Origin of the sequence: Candidatus Thiothrix phosphatis, from assembly GCF_035668035.1 — a bacterium.
In the GTDB taxonomy this organism is placed as follows: Bacteria; Pseudomonadota; Gammaproteobacteria; order Thiotrichales; family Thiotrichaceae; genus Thiothrix; species Thiothrix phosphatis.
On the sequence record NZ_JAYMYJ010000145.1, the window covers coordinates 81,115 to 96,798 of the forward strand.

General features: G+C 55.6%; 13 protein-coding genes. 11 read left to right on the forward strand and 2 right to left on the reverse strand.

Annotation, left to right across the window (positions count from 1 at the left end):
- The 5 genes from ribBA to VSS37_RS18150 all read left to right on the forward strand — a co-directional run bounded on the left by ribBA (position 1) and on the right by VSS37_RS18150 (position 5,518).
- Positions 1-1,107, forward strand: a complete 1,107-nt coding sequence (gene ribBA, locus VSS37_RS18130; protein ID WP_324697464.1) for a bifunctional 3,4-dihydroxy-2-butanone-4-phosphate synthase/GTP cyclohydrolase II — start codon at positions 1-3, stop codon at positions 1,105-1,107.
- A 59-nt stretch (positions 1,108-1,166) separates the two neighbouring features.
- Positions 1,167-1,643: a 6,7-dimethyl-8-ribityllumazine synthase gene (ribH, locus tag VSS37_RS18135; protein WP_324697465.1), complete on the forward strand. Its 477-nt coding sequence runs from the start codon at positions 1,167-1,169 to the stop codon at positions 1,641-1,643.
- 7 nt (positions 1,644-1,650) lie between these two features.
- The gene (gene nusB / locus VSS37_RS18140) at positions 1,651-2,130 is read left to right on the forward strand and encodes a transcription antitermination factor NusB (protein ID WP_324697466.1); all 480 of its coding nucleotides are present in this window, start codon (positions 1,651-1,653) and stop codon (positions 2,128-2,130) included.
- A gap of 128 nt (positions 2,131-2,258) precedes the next feature.
- The gene (locus tag VSS37_RS18145; protein ID WP_324697467.1) at positions 2,259-2,429 is read left to right on the forward strand and encodes a hypothetical protein; all 171 of its coding nucleotides are present in this window, start codon (positions 2,259-2,261) and stop codon (positions 2,427-2,429) included.
- Positions 2,430-2,761: 332 nt separating this feature from the next.
- The gene (locus VSS37_RS18150) at positions 2,762-5,518 is read left to right on the forward strand and encodes a 2-oxoglutarate dehydrogenase E1 component (protein WP_375339152.1); all 2,757 of its coding nucleotides are present in this window, start codon (positions 2,762-2,764) and stop codon (positions 5,516-5,518) included.
- On the opposite strand, the gene dusB is transcribed toward VSS37_RS18150, so the two are convergent.
- Positions 5,515-6,537, reverse strand: coding sequence for a tRNA dihydrouridine synthase DusB (dusB, locus tag VSS37_RS18155; protein WP_324697469.1), 1,023 nt, complete (start codon positions 6,535-6,537; stop codon positions 5,515-5,517). The genes VSS37_RS18150 and dusB overlap by 4 nt on opposite strands.
- 84 nt (positions 6,538-6,621) lie before the next feature.
- On the opposite strand from dusB, the gene VSS37_RS18160 reads away from it, so the two are divergent.
- From VSS37_RS18160 to VSS37_RS18185, 6 genes are all read left to right on the forward strand, one after another.
- Entirely contained in the window at positions 6,622-7,473 is an 852-nt protein-coding gene (locus VSS37_RS18160; protein WP_324697471.1) for an ATPase, read from the forward strand.
- Positions 7,474-7,494: 21 nt separating this feature from the next.
- Positions 7,495-8,589, forward strand: a complete 1,095-nt coding sequence (gene metA, locus VSS37_RS18165) for a homoserine O-succinyltransferase MetA (RefSeq protein ID WP_324697472.1) — start codon at positions 7,495-7,497, stop codon at positions 8,587-8,589.
- Entirely contained in the window at positions 8,589-9,617 is a 1,029-nt protein-coding gene (locus VSS37_RS18170; RefSeq protein ID WP_324697474.1) for a hypothetical protein, read from the forward strand. Before metA ends, VSS37_RS18170 begins: the two co-directional genes overlap by 1 nt.
- 81 nt (positions 9,618-9,698) lie before the next feature.
- Complete coding sequence (locus tag VSS37_RS18175; protein ID WP_324697476.1) at positions 9,699-10,988, forward strand: DUF1800 domain-containing protein; 1,290 nt, start codon at positions 9,699-9,701, stop codon at positions 10,986-10,988.
- A 23-nt stretch (positions 10,989-11,011) separates the two neighbouring features.
- Entirely contained in the window at positions 11,012-12,160 is a 1,149-nt protein-coding gene (locus VSS37_RS18180; protein ID WP_324697478.1) for a DUF1501 domain-containing protein, read from the forward strand.
- A 57-nt stretch (positions 12,161-12,217) separates the two neighbouring features.
- On the forward strand, positions 12,218-13,129 hold the full coding sequence (locus VSS37_RS18185; RefSeq protein WP_324697480.1) for a recombination-associated protein RdgC: 912 nt from the start codon (positions 12,218-12,220) through the stop codon (positions 13,127-13,129).
- Here the strand turns inward: VSS37_RS18185 and VSS37_RS18190 are convergent.
- Positions 13,107-15,653: a DUF349 domain-containing protein gene (locus tag VSS37_RS18190; protein WP_324697482.1), complete on the reverse strand. Its 2,547-nt coding sequence runs from the start codon at positions 15,651-15,653 to the stop codon at positions 13,107-13,109. The two genes, VSS37_RS18185 and VSS37_RS18190, sit on opposite strands and share 23 nt — an antisense overlap.
- Positions 15,654-15,684 lie beyond the last annotated feature (31 nt).

Consider the following 15,684-nt stretch of genomic DNA (forward strand, 5'->3'; position numbering starts at 1 on the left):
ATGCAATTCAACACCACAGAAGAAATCCTTGAAGATCTTGCCAGCGGCAAGATGGTTGTCATCGTCGATGATGAAGACCGCGAAAACGAAGGCGACCTGCTGATGGTCGCTTCCCTGACCCGGCCAGAAGACATCAATTTCATGGTCAAGGAAGGGCGCGGGCTGGTATGCCTGACGCTGGCCCGTGAGCGTTGCAAGCAATTGAACCTGCCGCTGATGATTTCCGCAACTGACAAGACGCACCGCACCAATTTCACCATTTCCATTGAAGCGGCGGAAGGTGTCACCACCGGCATTTCTGCCTATGACCGTGCGCACACCATCCGCACCGCCGTGGCCCCGAACGCGCAGCCGACTGATATTGAGCAGCCGGGGCATATTTTTCCGCTGATGGCGCAGCCGGGCGGCGTGCTGACCCGCGCTGGCCATACCGAGGCGGGCTGCGACTTGGCGCGTCTGGCCGGGTTCGAACCCGCCGCCACCATTGTGGAAATCCTCAATGAGGATGGCACCATGGCGCGGCGCCCGGATTTGGAGGTGTTCGCTGAAAAACACGGCCTGAAAATTGGCACCATCGAGGATCTGATCCGTTACCGGGTGCAGAATGAGAAAACGGTCGAGCGCATTTTCGAGAAAGATGTGCAGACCGAACAAGGCCGTTTCCATCTGGTCGCTTACCAGGAACTGGCCAAGAACAGCATTCATCTGGCGCTGGTCAAGGGTGAGTTCACTGCTGACGAAGACGTTATGGTGCGCGTGCATCTGGAAAATGAACTGTGTGACCTGCTGGCTTTGCGGGAGCCGGGATGCGGCTGGCCCTTGCGCAGCGCAATGCGGCGCATCCATGAGGAAGGCAAGGGCGTCATTGTCATTCTGCGTGAACAAATCCAGCCGCAGAATGTGTTGGATCAGTTGAAAGGGTTTGAATCCCGTCTCGAAGTGCAGGACAATGCTTCCTCTTCACCGGCTGAATTGAAAACCTACGGCATTGGTGCGCAAATCCTTTCCGAGCTTGGCGTCCGCCGGATGCGGGTGATGAGTGCGCCGAAGCGTTTCCACGGGATTGCGGGTTTTGGGCTGGAAATTGTGGATTATATTCAGGGTTAAGTGAATAACCCCTTCACTTCTGTTTAAGCCATTCTTTAAAAACTGAATTGGGATTTGTAATGAGCTTCAATGTTATCGAAGGTGATTTCGCATCACAGGAAGCCAAATACGGCATTGTGGTGGCGCGGTTCAACAGTTTTATTGTGGAAAGCCTGTTGCAGGGTGCGGTTGACGCCCTTAAGCGCCACGGCGGTGTGCAAGGGCAGGACATCGATGTGGTGCGCGTGCCGGGTGCCTACGAGCTGCCGCTGGTGGCACAGGCGATGGCCGCCAACGGTGATTATGACGCCATTATCGCGCTGGGGGCGGTTATCCGTGGCAGCACCCCGCATTTTGATTATGTGGCAGGCGAAGCCTCCAAAGGGCTGGCGCAAGTCGGGTTGAGCCATGAATTGCCGGTCATTTTCGGCGTCCTGACGACAGACACCATTGAGCAGGCCATTGAACGCGCCGGTACGAAAGCGGGCAACAAAGGCGCAGAAGCGGCCCTTTCCGCCATCGAAATGGTTTCTTTACTGCGAAAGATCAGGAAGTAAGCGCAATATGGCGGGACACAGACCTCTCACGGATTCGCAGCAACTGATCGCCCGTCGCCGTGTCGCGCGGCGGCTGGCTATGCAGGGCGTTTATCAATGGCTGATCACCGGCAACGAATTCCAGGAAGTTTACCTGTATTTTCAGGAAGAGCCTGAATTGGCGGAGGAATTCCGCAAATCCGATGCAGCGTTTTTCCACAAGCTGTTGCGCTGCGCAATGGAAGGTGGCGAAGGCCTGGAAAGCCATATCGCGCCGCATCTTGACCGTAAGTTGTCTCAAGTCGACCCAATTGAGCATGCAATTTTGCGGGTGGCGACTTGCGAATTGCTGAATCACCTGGAAACCCCTTATAAAGTGGTGGTTAACGAATACGTCAACCTGGCGAAAAAGTTCGGGGCGGATCAGGCGCATAAATTTGTCAATGGCGTTCTCGACAAAGTTGCCGCCAACACCCGCGCGCCTGAAGTCGCCAGAAATCGCAAATAGCGCTTTGTGGCGGGGTTACGCCCCCGCTGCGCATAAAACCTTCCATCGGCTCTACACACATTCTGCACATCTGCACGGTATGCTTTTCATGGGCATCTAATAGTTAAATAAACAGGAGTGTGATTGATATGAATCCGATAATTGAAGCGATCAAGTATGATGACAAATTTCCTTCGCTGTTCCGGCAGGGGGTCAGGGTTCATCGCCCTTTGAAACGTGCGCCGCAAATGACCCATGAAGAGCGCATGTGGCGCTGGCGCCATCGCCTGGAGCAATTGTTTGCGCGGCAGGAATATTGATAGGGGCTTTTCCCCAAGGCAATGAGGCTTGCTGAAGCAACATTCCCCCTCCCGGAAGGCAGAACCGGGGAGGGGCATTGATCCTGCGCCTTCACTGACAAACACCAACAGTGCCTTTCCCGCCAACAGGAAGGGCGTTTTTCCAGCCTTCCACGCAGATATGCCTGAGCACGGCCATCAGGTATGTGTAATCTTTTTCGGGCAAGTTGAATGCGGGTTTCCTTGCTACCAATCCCGCAACAGTGGGCTATAATGCCACTCACACAAGAAACAAGCATCTAGGCGCAGCGGTTAGAACGACACATTTCCCAACAGGCTGGAGAATAATACGCATGAGCAACCAACAGGGTATCGATGAATCTTTTCTCGATGGCGAACACGCAATTTTCCTTGAGCAACTGTACAGCCAGTACCAACAGGATCCGGACGGCATGGATCCACAATGGCTGACATATTTCCAGCGCTTGGACGCCAGCCCGATCAGCAATGTTTCCAATGGCAAGGTGATGGAGCAACGCAGCGAACAGTTGCATGTTTCCCGCCTGATCAACGCCTACCGTTATCTGGGGCATCTGGAGGCGGACACCAATCCGCTCGGCGACTATGCCTACAAGGTCAAAGTGCCGCAATTGACGCTGGAGCATCACGAACTGCACAAAGTGCCGCTGGATACGGTGTTTGACCCTGGTTCCTTCAATATCGCGGCGAAGCCGACGCTGGGCAACATCCTGCACGCCTTGCGGGAAACCTACATCCGCACCATCGGCTTTGAGTATATGCATATCCTCGACATCCAGGAAAAGCGCTGGATACAGGCGCGCATTGAGCTGGATATGGGCAAGACCAAACTCAGCCATCCCCAGCGCCGCAAATTGCTGGAGAACCTGACGTCTGCGGAAGGTTTCGAACAATACCTGCATCGCCGTTATGTCGGCCAGAAGCGTTTTGGCCTGGAGGGCGGCGAAAGCCTGATCCCATTGTTGCAATCCATTATCCACGAAGGCGGCGAGCAAGGTTTGCAGGAAGTCGTCATCGGCATGGCGCACCGGGGCCGCCTGAACGTGCTGACCAATGTGCTGTGCAAGCCTGCTGGCGAACTGTTCAGCGATTTCGAAGGCAAGATGGAGGAAGGCTACACCGGCGACGTCAAATACCACAAAGGTTATTCGTCCGACATCAGCACGCCGGGAGGCCCGATGCATCTGGTGCTGGCGTTCAACCCTTCGCATCTGGAAATTGTCAGCCCGGTCATGGAAGGTTCGGTGCGCGCCCGTCAGGATCGCCGTCATGACATGGATGGCGACCAGGTGCTGGGCATTTCCATCCACGGTGATGCGGCGTTCGCCGGACAGGGCGTGGTGATGGAAACCTTCAATATGGCGGAAACGCGTGGTTACCGCACACGGGGCACCATTCACATCGTGGTCAACAACCAGGTTGGTTTCACCACCAGCACGGTTTCCGACAGCCGTTCGACCTACTATCCGACCGATGTGGCGAAAATGATCAATGCGCCCATTTTCCACGTCAATGGCGACGACCCGGAAGCTGTGGTTTACGTGGCGCAGGTGGCGTTGGAATATCGCCAGACCTTCCAGAAAGATGTGGTGATTGATCTGGTCTGCTACCGCCGCCTGGGGCATAACGAAGCCGATGAGCCGACCATGACCCAGCCGGTCATGTACGACATCATCCGCAGTTTGCCGACCACCCGCGCCAAATACGCCATGAAGCTGGCCGAGGAAGGCGTGGTCAGCGCCAGCGGGGCCAAAGGTTTGGTGGACGCCTACCGCACCAAGCTGGCGAATGGCGGCGTGACTTGCTGCAACAGCAAGACCCGCTCCAGCTTGCCGCCTGAATTGCAGACCAACTGGAAAGCGTATCTCGACCAACCGTGGCGCCAGCCTATTGAGACGGCTTGCAGCGCTGAACGTATCCATGCCTTGACAGCGCGCTGGGTCAGCCAGATCCCGGCGGATTTTGTGGTGCATCCGCGGGTGCTCAAGGTGTTGGAGGCACGGGTGGCGATGGGGCAGGGCAAGCAGCCTGCCGACTGGGGGTTTGGCGAGACGCTGGCTTACGCTTCCTTGGTGGAGGAAGGCTTTGATGTGCGCCTGTCCGGGCAGGATTGCGGGCGTGGCACGTTCTCGCACCGCCATTCGGTGCTGCATCACCAGAAGCGCCGCGAACAGTGGGTTCCGCTCCAGCATGTGGCGGATTTCCAGGCTAGGTTTACGGTGATTGACTCGGTGCTGTCGGAAGAGGCGGTGTTGGCGTTTGAATACGGTTATTCCACCGCCGAGCCGGAAACGCTGGTGATCTGGGAAGCCCAGTTTGGCGACTTCGTGAACGGCGCACAGGTGGTGATTGACCAGTTCATCAGCTCCGGCGAACAGAAATGGCAACGTTTGTGCGGCTTGGTCATGTTCCTGCCGCACGGCCTGGAAGGGCAGGGGCCGGAACATTCCTCCGCGCGTCTGGAGCGCTTCGTGCAACTGGCGGCGCAGGAAAACATGCAGATTTGCATCCCTTCCACCCCGGCGCAGGTGTTCCACATGCTGCGGCGGCAGATGATCCGCAAGTACCGCAAGCCGCTGGTGGTGTTCACGCCGAAAAGCCTGTTGCGCCATCCGCTGGCGGTCAGCCAGTTGGAGGAGTTCACCAATGGCAAGTTTGAAGTGGTGCTGGACGATGTGGACCTTGCTGTCATGGGCGGCAAGGAAAAGGTCAAGCGGGTCATTATGTGCAGCGGCAAGGTCTACTACGACCTGTTGGAAGAGCGCCGCAAAAATGGGCTGGCTGACATTGCCATTGTCCGCCTGGAGCAGCTCTATCCATTCCCGGCGCAGGAACTGGTTGATGTGATGGAACACTACCCGAGCGTTGAAAGCGTCATCTGGTGCCAGGAAGAGCCGGTCAATCAGGGCGCTTGGAATGGCATCAAGCACCGTTTCGAAGCCTACGATTATACAGAAGTGGTGTGCGTCAGCCGTCCGGCGATGGCGGCACCAGCGGTCGGCTCATTGTATATGCACCAGCGGCAGCAACAGGCGCTGGTGCGGGAAGCGCTGGGGCTGGAAGAGGGTTAACCTTTTTCTGTGTCCGTTATGGCGGTGGCGGCGTAGCTTAAACGCTCGCCACGCGCCAGCAGCATCTGGAAATAGGCGTCCACCATGCGGGCTTGTGCGGTGGTGTTTTCTTGGGCGTACATGTGTTGCCGGAAAGCATTGCCGTCGTGCAAGCCGTGCGTATACCAGGCGATATGCTTGCGTGCGATGCGGCAGCCGGAATATTCACCGTAAAACCGATAAAGTTCTTCCAGGTGCCCCAGCAACACTGTGCGGATTTCTTCCACCAGCGGCGGGGGCAGGAGTTCCCCGGTTTGCAGGTAATGCTTGGTTTCCCGAAATATCCACGGTCGGCCTTGCGCGGCCCGGCCAATCATGATGGCGTCTGCGCCGGTCAGTGTGAGCACCTGTTGGGCTTTTTGCGGGCTATTGATGTCGCCATTGGCGATGATCGGAATCCTGGCCTTGCGCTTCACTTCCCGTATCAGCTCGTAACGCGCCTGCCCGGTGTACAGTTGTTCACGGGTGCGCCCGTGGATCGCCAGCGCGGCGATGCCTGCCTGTTCCGCCATTTCCGCCACGCGCAGAATGTTTTCCTCACCGTTCGCATAGCCCAGCCTGGTTTTCAATGTGACCGGCGCATCCACGGCGGAAACCACCGTGTCCAGAATGCGTTTGACCAGATCTTCGTCTTTCAGCAGTGCGGAGCCAGCCAGCTTGCGGCAGACTTTTTTTGCAGGGCAACCCATATTGATGTCGACGATTTGCGCGCCATTGGCGACCTGGTAACGGGCGGCCTCTGCCAATGCTTGTGGCTCGGAACCGGCGATTTGTGCAGAAATGGGGGCAAGCTCGCCTTCAAAGTTGGCGCGGTGGAGGGATTTTTGCCGGGCGTACAGGGTGGCTTCAACCGTCATCATTTCACTGACCGCATGGCCTGCGCCGAAATGCTTGCACAGCATGCGGAATGGCCGGTCAGTCACCCCCGCCATCGGGGCGACAATGAGCGGGTTGTCAAGCGTGTAAGGGCCGATTTTCATGGGCGCGCAGTTTACCACAGCAAAATAGCAGCGTTATGCTAAAGTATTCCGCCATCAAGGCAACCACCTGCACGGAGAATCATTGTGCGTTTGAACGTAGAACAATACCGCAATTGGGATCACAAACGGATTACTTTGCTGGGCATGTCCGGCGTGGGCAAAACCTACATTTCCAGCATGTTGCGCAGTCACGGTTGGTTCCATTATTCCGGCGATTACCGCATTGGCACGCGCTACCTGGATGAGGACATTATGGATCTCATCAAAGAACAGGCGATGAAAGTCCCCTTCCTGCGTGACCTGCTGAAGAATGACTGGATTTATATCCGCAACAACATCCGCGTCAATGACCTTGGGCCGGTGCTGTCATTTGTCGGCAAGCTGGGCAACCCAGAACAGGGCGGTGTGCCGCTGGATGATTTCATGAAACGCCAGGCGCAATACCGTGACGCGGAAATTGCGGCGATGCACGATGTGCCGGAATTTATCCGCAAGGCGCAGCTCATTTACGGCTATTCCCATTTCGTCAATGACGCTGGCGGCAGCCTGTGCGAACTGGAAGAACCTTCCGTTTTTGAGACGTTGGCGGAGCATACCCTGATCCTTTATATCAAGGTGACGACCAAGGATGAGGAGCAAAAGCTGATTGAGCGCGCCCGCAGCGATCCGAAGCCATTGTATTATCGCCCTACGTTCCTGCGTGAAAACATGGCGGTGTATTTGCAGGAACAGGCATTGCAGTTCGCGGCTGAAATGGAGCCGGATGAATTTACCCGTTGGGTTTTCCCGCGCCTGTTCCATTCGCGCATTCCCCGTTATGAGGCGATTGCCCGCGATTACGGTTATACGGTGACGTCGGAGGAGGTCGCCCAAGTGCGTAATGAACGTGATTTCAATGCGTTGGTCGAGCTTGCCATCAGCCGCCACCAGCCATGACGAAGAGGTGAAGGGAAACAAATGCCATTAGTCGCACACACCAAACTGCCGACGTTCGAGCGGCTTAGGCAGGAAGGGCAGACCGTCCTGAGTGAAGATTACGCTTTCAATCAGGACATCCGCGAACTGCATATCGGTTTCCTCAACATGATGCCGGATGCGGCGCTGGAGGCGACCGAACGGCAATTCTTCCGGCTGGTGGGTGAGTCCAACCTGATTGCGCAGTTCCATATCCACCCCTTCACGCTGGAAGGCTTGCCGCGTGGCGACAAGGCGCAGGCGCACATCAGCCAGTATTACGACACCTTCGGGAACCTTCAGGATCAGGGGCTGGATGCGCTGATCATCACCGGCGCGAACCCGGTGGCGCAGCACCTGGAAGATGAGCCATTCTGGGATGGTTTGTGCGAAGTGGTGGCGTGGGCGCAGCAAAATGTCACCTCCACGTTGTGTTCCTGCCTTGCCAGCCATGCACTGGTGCAGCACTTGTGGGATGTCCGCCGCCGCCCGCTCGGTTTCAAGCGCTGGGGCGTGTACAGCCATGCCGTCACCATGCCGGAACACCCGCTGGTGAATGACCTCAACACCCGTTTCGATGTGCCGCATTCCCGCTTCAACCAGATTGACCGCGAACCGTTGGAGGCCATCGGCGTGCAGGTGTTGGTGGAAAGCGATGAGGCCGGCGTGCACATGGCGGTCAGCTCCGACCTGTTCCGCATGGTGTTTTTGCAGGGGCATCCGGAATACGATGCGATCAGCCTGTTGAAGGAGTACCGGCGCGAAGTCACCCGCTGGTTTGATGGTGTGCGCGCAGATTATCCGCCATTCCCGCAGAATTATTTGCGCCCCAAGGCCAAGGCGATCCTCAATGAATACCGGATGGCACAGGAAAGCGCCAAACGGCTGGGCAAACCGTTGCCGGATTTTCCGGAGAAGCTTCTCCTGTCGATGTTGCACAACACTTGGCGTGATACGGCCAAAGTGTTTTACAGCAATTGGATTGGCAAGGTTTACCAATTGACCAATAACGACCGCCGCAAGCCATTCATGGATGGGATTGACCCGGATGATCCGTTGGGGCTGCGTCACCCAAAAAATATAAGCCGGACCCGGTAATGAGATTCTGGAATGTTGGCTTGCTGGTCATTTCCATTTTGCTTTTGTTAGGCAGCGCCAAGGCCTTGCTGGATTATTGGCAATACGATGAAGTGGCGGCGGATGTGGCGCAGATGATGCTGCATCAGGTCAGTGCCGATGAAATACGCCAGCAGGTGCAGGATGCTATCAGTGATGACAATCCTGCGGACGCGCGCATGTATCTGCGGCTGGCGAAAACCTTCGGCTATGCGGTTGACCCTGCTGTCTATGAGCCTGAGTTGCAACGTCTGGAATCTCCATTGAACAGCGCCCGCCGCACGGTCAATGACTTTGCCGCCGGATTCTTGGACGGGCAGGGGGAATCCGCCGCCAGCGTTGCCGGGGCTGTGACTTCTGATTTCACGGTGGTGGGGGATGCGCGGGATTTGTGGGAGCAATACCAGCTTTACAGCAAGGGTGAGCCGGTCAATGAGCTGATTGTCACTTTGGCGGGCGTTGGCGTTGGCCTGACGGCGGCAAGTGTGATGAGCGCGGGTGCGGCGACACCCGCTAAGGGTGGGGTTTCCACCACCAAGTTGGCCGCACGGGCGGGCAGGCTGACACCGAAATTCCAGAAGTTTCTGTTGCGTGAGGGTAAAGAGGTTTTTGATTATAAAATGTTCATGCAAACGGCCCGTGCAGAAAAAAATCTGGATGGCATTGGTGCCGCAGCGCTGAAAGCCTACAACCCGCAAGCCGCCCGCGCGATCAAGCAAACGGTGGAACAGGTCAACAGCATTCGCAGGGCAAGTTCTACTGCTGATGCTTTACACATGTTGAAATATGTTGATAATGGTGAAGAACTGGCTCGTTTGGAAAAGCTTAGTTTCAAGTATGGCTCTGAAACCAAAGGCATCTTGAAAGTTCTCGGTAAAAGCGCAATAGGTACTGTGCGGATATTGCGCAAATCCACTGAACTTTTGGTAAGCATTTCGGCCACGGTGTTATCGTTTATCGCTTTTTTGGTATCGCTTGGCGGTATTCAATCGAAAAACTTATTACGATAATCCACCAATTCGATGGAATTTTGACCTAAATTCGCACACTAATTACGTTATTATTAATATTATTTTTAGCGCAGTAAGGTCATGGGAGTACTTGCTTTTAGGGATGCGGCTCATCTCGTATCGCGCACAGGGCTGGGCGCGGAGTGGGACAGCATCAAACAATTGGAGGGGCGAGAACGGCAGAATGCTGTGGAGCGTGTTTTACTGACGCCTGCTGCCCCTTTGAAGCCCGCCCCGGCGATGACGCCTTGGTTCAAGCTTGAGCCGATGCGCCTAAATGATATGAAAAGCCGCAATTCCGCGTGGTCGATCGCGCAAAATGAAGGCAAGCGCTTGCAGGCATGGTGGGTTGAACAGATGCTCACAACCAATACGCCTTTTGTGGAACGTATGACGTTGTTTTGGCACAACCATTTTACCTCCTCCATCCAGAAGACCTTACAGCCCAGCCTGCTTTACCAGCAAAACCTGTTGTTGCGCAAACATGCCCTAGGAAGATTTGGCGATTTATTGCACGCTATTGCGCGGGATCCGGCGATGTTGGTGTATCTGGATTGTTACCAGAACACCAAAGACCAGCCGAATGAAAATTTTGCGCGCGAATTGCTGGAATTGTTCACGGTCGGGCGTGGCCAGTACCGCCAATCTGACGTCCAGGCCGCTGCGAAAGCGTTTACGGGTTGGGGGGTGGATAACAATACCGGCAAGTTTGTGATGCGCACCGCCCATCATGATGGCGGCGGTTCGGCCTTTTTGGGCAAAACCGGTAATTTTTCCGGTGATGACGTTATCAATATTTTGCTGGCTCACCCGCGCACCGCCGAGCGCATCACTGAAAAATTCTGGCTGGCATTTGTCAGCAACCAACCGAAACCTGCTGTTGTCAGCGCCTGGGCGCAGCAATTCCGCCAGTCGGGTTATGACATCAAAACCTTGATGCGCACGTTGTTGAACAGTGAGGATTTCTGGGCGGAACAGAACCGTGGCACCTTGGTCAAGTCGCCGGTGGAATTGGTCATTGGCACTGTGCGCATGATCCCGTATCCGCGCGAATCCACCCCGGAAATGCTGAATCTCTGCCGCTTGCTGGGGCAGGAGCTGTTTGACCCTCCCAATGTCAAAGGCTGGACTGGCGGCGATAACTGGATCAACACCCAGACCTTGCTGGTGCGCAACGCTTATCTGGCAAAATTGTCGCGTGGCAATCTGAATGAAAATGTTGCAACAAATCTTAAACTGCCTGCCGCGCCCGATGAACAATTAGTCGAGTGGATGTTGCCGGTCAAGCCGCTCAAGCCATTGCCGACAATACCGGGAGCGCGGCGCTTGGTGCGTTCGTTGCTGCTTGACCCGGCTTTCCAGGTGTCCTGAAACATGATGCGGATATGTTCTGAATGAATCGTCGAGAATTTTTGGGCATGGCAGCCTTGCTGCCATTGTTGGGTTCTTTGCCTATCCAGGCATTGGCGGCTCCAGGGGAAGCCAAGGGCAACCAACGCATCTTGGTGCTGGTCAAGTTGGCGGGTGGTAACGACGGGCTCAATACCCTGGTGCCTTACACTGACCCATTGTATTACCAGTACCGCCCAACCATTGGCATCCCCAAGCATCAGGTGCTGGACATTGGGCAAAATTACGGCTTGAACCCTTACCTCAAGGCGCTCCAGCCATGGTGGGGCAAAGGCAATTTGGCTTGGGTGCAAGGGATAGGCTACCCGCATCCGGATCTTTCCCATTTCCGCTCCATCGACATTTGGGAAACCGCCGTCGACTCTGGCAGTTATGCCGATAGTGGTTGGCTGGGAACGTTATTGCCTGGCTGTAAACCTGGCCTGCATGGGATAGTCATTGGCGACAACAGCGGGCCGTTGCTGGGGAAGAATTGCCATACCATTGCAATGGAAAGCCCGCAGACGTTCTTGAGCCAAATCAGGTTATTGGAGGATATGCCGCCCGCTGGCAACAACCCCGTGCTTGCGCATTTGACCAATGTCCAACACCAGCTGTATGCGGCGGGTGAACAGTTGAGTACAAAATTGCAGCGTCCGGTCGCGTTGGGGATGAATTTTTCCACCAGTGAGATTGGCCGCGACCTGGAGGCGGTGGCCAAAATGATCCTCAGCGGCGTGGACGCCACGGTGTATATGGTGACGCTGGATGGTTTTGACACCCACACCAGCCAAGCCAATGTCCAAAGCAACCTGCTGAACCATCTGGCTGGCGCGCTGGATTCCTTTGCCCAGGCGATGCAACGTGGCGGCCGCTGGAATGATGTCCTGTTGATGACTTATTCGGAGTTCGGGCGGCGTGTGCAGGAAAACCATGGCAAGGGCACTGACCATGGCGCTGCGTCGGTGCAACTGGTCATGGGCGGCAAAGTGCAGGGGGGGATCTATGGCGACCGGCCTGACCTGAAACAGCTGGATGGCGATGGCAACCTGCAATATACCGTCGATTTCCGCAAAGTGTATGGCACGGTGGCGAAAAACTGGCTGGGGCAGCGGCATCCGTGGGAACAGTTTGGCGTGCTGCCGTTTGTTTAAGTTTGGGGGCTGTTCCGGCATAATCGCCTTCCTGCAAAGTAACAGAAAGGCGCTCCCATGTGGTTTAAAAACCTCTACCTGCTTCAATTGAACCATGATTTCACCCTGACCCCGGAAGAATTGCACACCGCCCTTGAGGGCAAGCCTTTTCTCGGTTGCGGCAAGGAGCTGCGTGAAGCCAGCGGCTGGGTTTCCCCGTTAGGCCGCAACAGTGAACAGCTGGTGCACGTTGCCAATGGTTATATGCTGATCACGCTGGCACACCAGGAAAAAATGTTGCCTGCATCCGTCATCCGTGAGGAACTGGAAGCGACCGTGGCGGAAATTGAAGAAAAGGAAGGCCGCAAAGTCGGTAAGCGCGAAAAGCAGGACTTGCGGGATGAAATCGAGTTTGAACTGTTGCCGCAAGCGTTTACCCGCACCAAAAAACTGGATGCGTGGATCGACCCGCAGCATGGTTGGATGGTGCTGAACACGTCCTCTTCCACTCAGGGTGAACGCCTGACGCATCTGTTGCGCAGTAGTTTGGGCAGTTTGCCAGCAACACCGCCGAAAACCGACCTGAGTCCTGCAATCCTGATGACCCAATGGCTGGCGGAGGAGGGCAGTTTGCCTGCCCCATTTATGCTGGGTGAAGACTGCGAACTGCGTAGCCAAGGCGATGAACAGCGGGTGGCGGTGTTCAAGCGCCATGAGTTGACGACTGAGGAAGTGCAGACAAACCTCGCCAATGGCAAGGTTGTATCCAAACTGGGGCTGGTGTGGGATGAAAAGATCAGCTTCATGCTCAGTGACGATCTGGCCATCCGCCGGGTGCGCTTCTTGGATGTGCTGGAGGACAGCCTCAAGGATGCTGACCCGCAAACACATGCCGAAAAGCTGGACATTGAATTCAGCCTGATGACGGGTGAGGTCACCCGGCTGTTGGCTGATCTGATGCGCTGCTTCAGGGCAGAAGAGCCTGCCTGATCTTTTCGATCCGCGCTGTCTGGCCTGCCAACGTGATGGCAGGCATGCCGCCTAGCGCATACCACTGTTTCAATAGGGGTAGTGCGCGGGCTGAAGGGTTACTGGTTTCCTTACGGCTGAGCATAGCTTCCGACAGTTGGGAAACCTGATATTTCATCCGCGCCTGTTGAAACTCCACAGGCGTTTCCAAGCCCAGCAAAACTTCCAGTTGCAGGCACAGCAATTCCCCTGTGGAGCGGTTGGCGATCTGTTGGTCGGCACTGGTTTCCACCTGCTTGTGATGGGAGGATGCCTCGGCCAGCGCATCCAATTCCGCCAATTGCTGTTGTTGGCGTTCGAGTTCCCGCTGGCGTTGTTCAGCCGCTTGCTTGGCGTTTTCCTCAAGCTGGGTCTTGTGTTCCTGTTGCTGCTGTTGGCGTTCTTCACGGGCGCGGGCGAACAGCATGTCCATCGGCTCGCGGAACTGTTTCCACAAGCGTTGTTCGTCAGATGAGCGGGAGGCCAAGGTGATATGCCAAGCGGTTTGCAGCCGTTTGGCCTGTTCAATGGCTTGGGCAGTGTCCGCTGTGTCCAGTAATGCCTTGGCTTGCGCAACAAGTTGTTCGCGTTCCTGCCAGTTGCGGGCGCGTTCGGCCTTGAAATGTATTTCCAGCGCATCCATGGCGGCGTTGAAACGCCCATTGATTGCCTTCCAGTCCCGATGGCTGACTGCGCCGATGTCTTTCCATTGTTTGCGCAGTTGGTTGAGCTGGGTTTGCAGGCTGCGCCAGTCGACGTTGACCCAGTCTGTTGCGTTGTCCATCGCTTCTAGCTGGATGCAGATGGCTTGACGCTGTTCAAGATTGGAGTCCCGTTGTTGGGCTTGTTTGGCGAAGTATTGCTTGCTGGGTTCATAAGCGGCGGTGACGGTGGAATCAAATTCCTTCCATAAAGCGCGTTGTTGGCTGGGCTCCATGTGCGCAAGTTTGCGCCACTCTTCGCGCAGCGTCTGGATTTTCTGGGCGCGCTCCTGTGGGTCAATATCGTCCTCTTCGCGCAAATGTTCCGCGCTTTCGATCAATTGCTTGCGCACTTGATCCGTGCCCCAGCGCCGCCAGTCCTGAATCTCCCGCAGGAAAGGCGCAAGCATCTGGAGGCGGCGGTGAACGAAGGCGGTATCTTTGCTGGGTAACGCGGTTTCCTTCAAATCAACAGTCAGTGCCTTGTGGATTTCAATGGCTTCCCCGTATTGTTCGTTTTCCAGATGGCTTTCCAGTTTTGCCAAGGATTCGCGCAGCGCTTGTAGGGTGTTTTCCTGCTGTTGTTTTTGTTTTTCCAGCCGGTTGTTCAGGGCGGCTATGGAACGGTGGAAGTGCTGTTCCAGTTCTGACAACCTGTTGCGCATGGCGCGGGGACGTTTGCTGCTAGTCCATTCAGTTTGCAGGCTGAGTATGTCCTTGCTGTGAATGGGGCGCTTCTGTTCTTTCAGCCCATTGGCTTTTTCATCCAGTTTGGCGAGCGTTTCCAGCGCCTGTAAGTCATCGGCTATGGCGTTGCGTAGCCCTATCATTTGCTGGCGTTGCTGACGCCATGCCGTTTCCAGTTTTGCCTGTTCTTCGATAGGCAGCTTTTCTTGCTGCTCCCAGCCTTGCGCCAGGGAGGCAAGATTAGCATCAAGCGTGCTGAGATTCAGTAGTTCGGGGTGTGCCTGTAGTTGGTGTAGCAGTTCTGTGGCGGCAGATAGCAGTTGTTGGCGATTTTCGCGGATGGGGCGCAGGTTTGTTTCCTGCATTTCATGCGCGCCCAAGCGTTGCATGAAGGTTTCTTCCGCAGTGAGGAAGCGTTGCTGCTGCGTTGCAGTAGCCTTGCAGGCCAGTTTGCGCCAGCCTTGCTGCAAGACTTTCAATCGGGTCTTGTCTTGTTCCCAGGAGCCATTGCCACCTAAATTTTCAGCTTCTGTGCATAGATCCTCAATTTCCGCCAGTTGCTGCTGATGTTGCTGCTCGTCTTCAATCCGTTCCTTGATCAGTTGGCGCAGGCGCTTATTATTTTTTGCATGGGTTTTTTCCAGGGTTTTCAGTTTCTCAAAATCCTGGAGGTGCTTTGCAGCTATATATTGGATTTCGCGGGAAGGGTCATTGCTGGCGATAGTGAACAGCAACTCTTGGTCATCGATGATGCTGATAGCCTGATGCCGCAGTTTTACGCCACGGCCAGGGTCGTTGGCAATGCTTTTCAGCAAGTCAGGGGTTTGCAGCCACTGGAATATGTCCGCCAGTAAATTGTCATGGTGGCGATCCGTGGCGGCCAGCCCAACAATACGCTGCTTGGCGCGTTCCCCGATGGAGCCTGGCGCATGACCGAGCTGCACCAGTGTTGGCAGATGGGTCAGCCTCTCGATGGCTTTCATGCGGACAGCGCTATGCGGATCTGTCTGCGCCAGCCGGATCAGTTCAATACTGTCGCCAGCCAGCGAATCCAGTGCTTGGATACGCACTTTCTCATCGGCATGCTGCCATTTTGGTTTGAAAAAATTCCCTAACATTGCACTACGCTTATTATCGCTTTATCGGGCT

Coding starts and splice junctions, on each gene's coding strand:
- ribBA (WP_324697464.1), top strand. CDS start 1: ATGCAATTCAACACCACAGAAGAAATCCTTGAAGATCTTGCCAGCGGC.
- ribH (WP_324697465.1), top strand. CDS start 1,167: ATGAGCTTCAATGTTATCGAAGGTGATTTCGCATCACAGGAAGCCAAA.
- nusB (WP_324697466.1), top strand. CDS start 1,651: ATGGCGGGACACAGACCTCTCACGGATTCGCAGCAACTGATCGCCCGT.
- VSS37_RS18145 (WP_324697467.1), top strand. CDS start 2,259: ATGAATCCGATAATTGAAGCGATCAAGTATGATGACAAATTTCCTTCG.
- VSS37_RS18150 (WP_375339152.1), top strand. CDS start 2,762: ATGAGCAACCAACAGGGTATCGATGAATCTTTTCTCGATGGCGAACAC.
- dusB (WP_324697469.1), bottom strand. CDS start 6,537: ATGAAAATCGGCCCTTACACGCTTGACAACCCGCTCATTGTCGCCCCG.
- metA (WP_324697472.1), top strand. CDS start 7,495: ATGCCATTAGTCGCACACACCAAACTGCCGACGTTCGAGCGGCTTAGG.
- VSS37_RS18170 (WP_324697474.1), top strand. CDS start 8,589: ATGAGATTCTGGAATGTTGGCTTGCTGGTCATTTCCATTTTGCTTTTG.
- VSS37_RS18175 (WP_324697476.1), top strand. CDS start 9,699: ATGGGAGTACTTGCTTTTAGGGATGCGGCTCATCTCGTATCGCGCACA.
- VSS37_RS18180 (WP_324697478.1), top strand. CDS start 11,012: ATGAATCGTCGAGAATTTTTGGGCATGGCAGCCTTGCTGCCATTGTTG.
- VSS37_RS18185 (WP_324697480.1), top strand. CDS start 12,218: ATGTGGTTTAAAAACCTCTACCTGCTTCAATTGAACCATGATTTCACC.
- VSS37_RS18190 (WP_324697482.1), bottom strand. CDS start 15,653: ATGTTAGGGAATTTTTTCAAACCAAAATGGCAGCATGCCGATGAGAAA.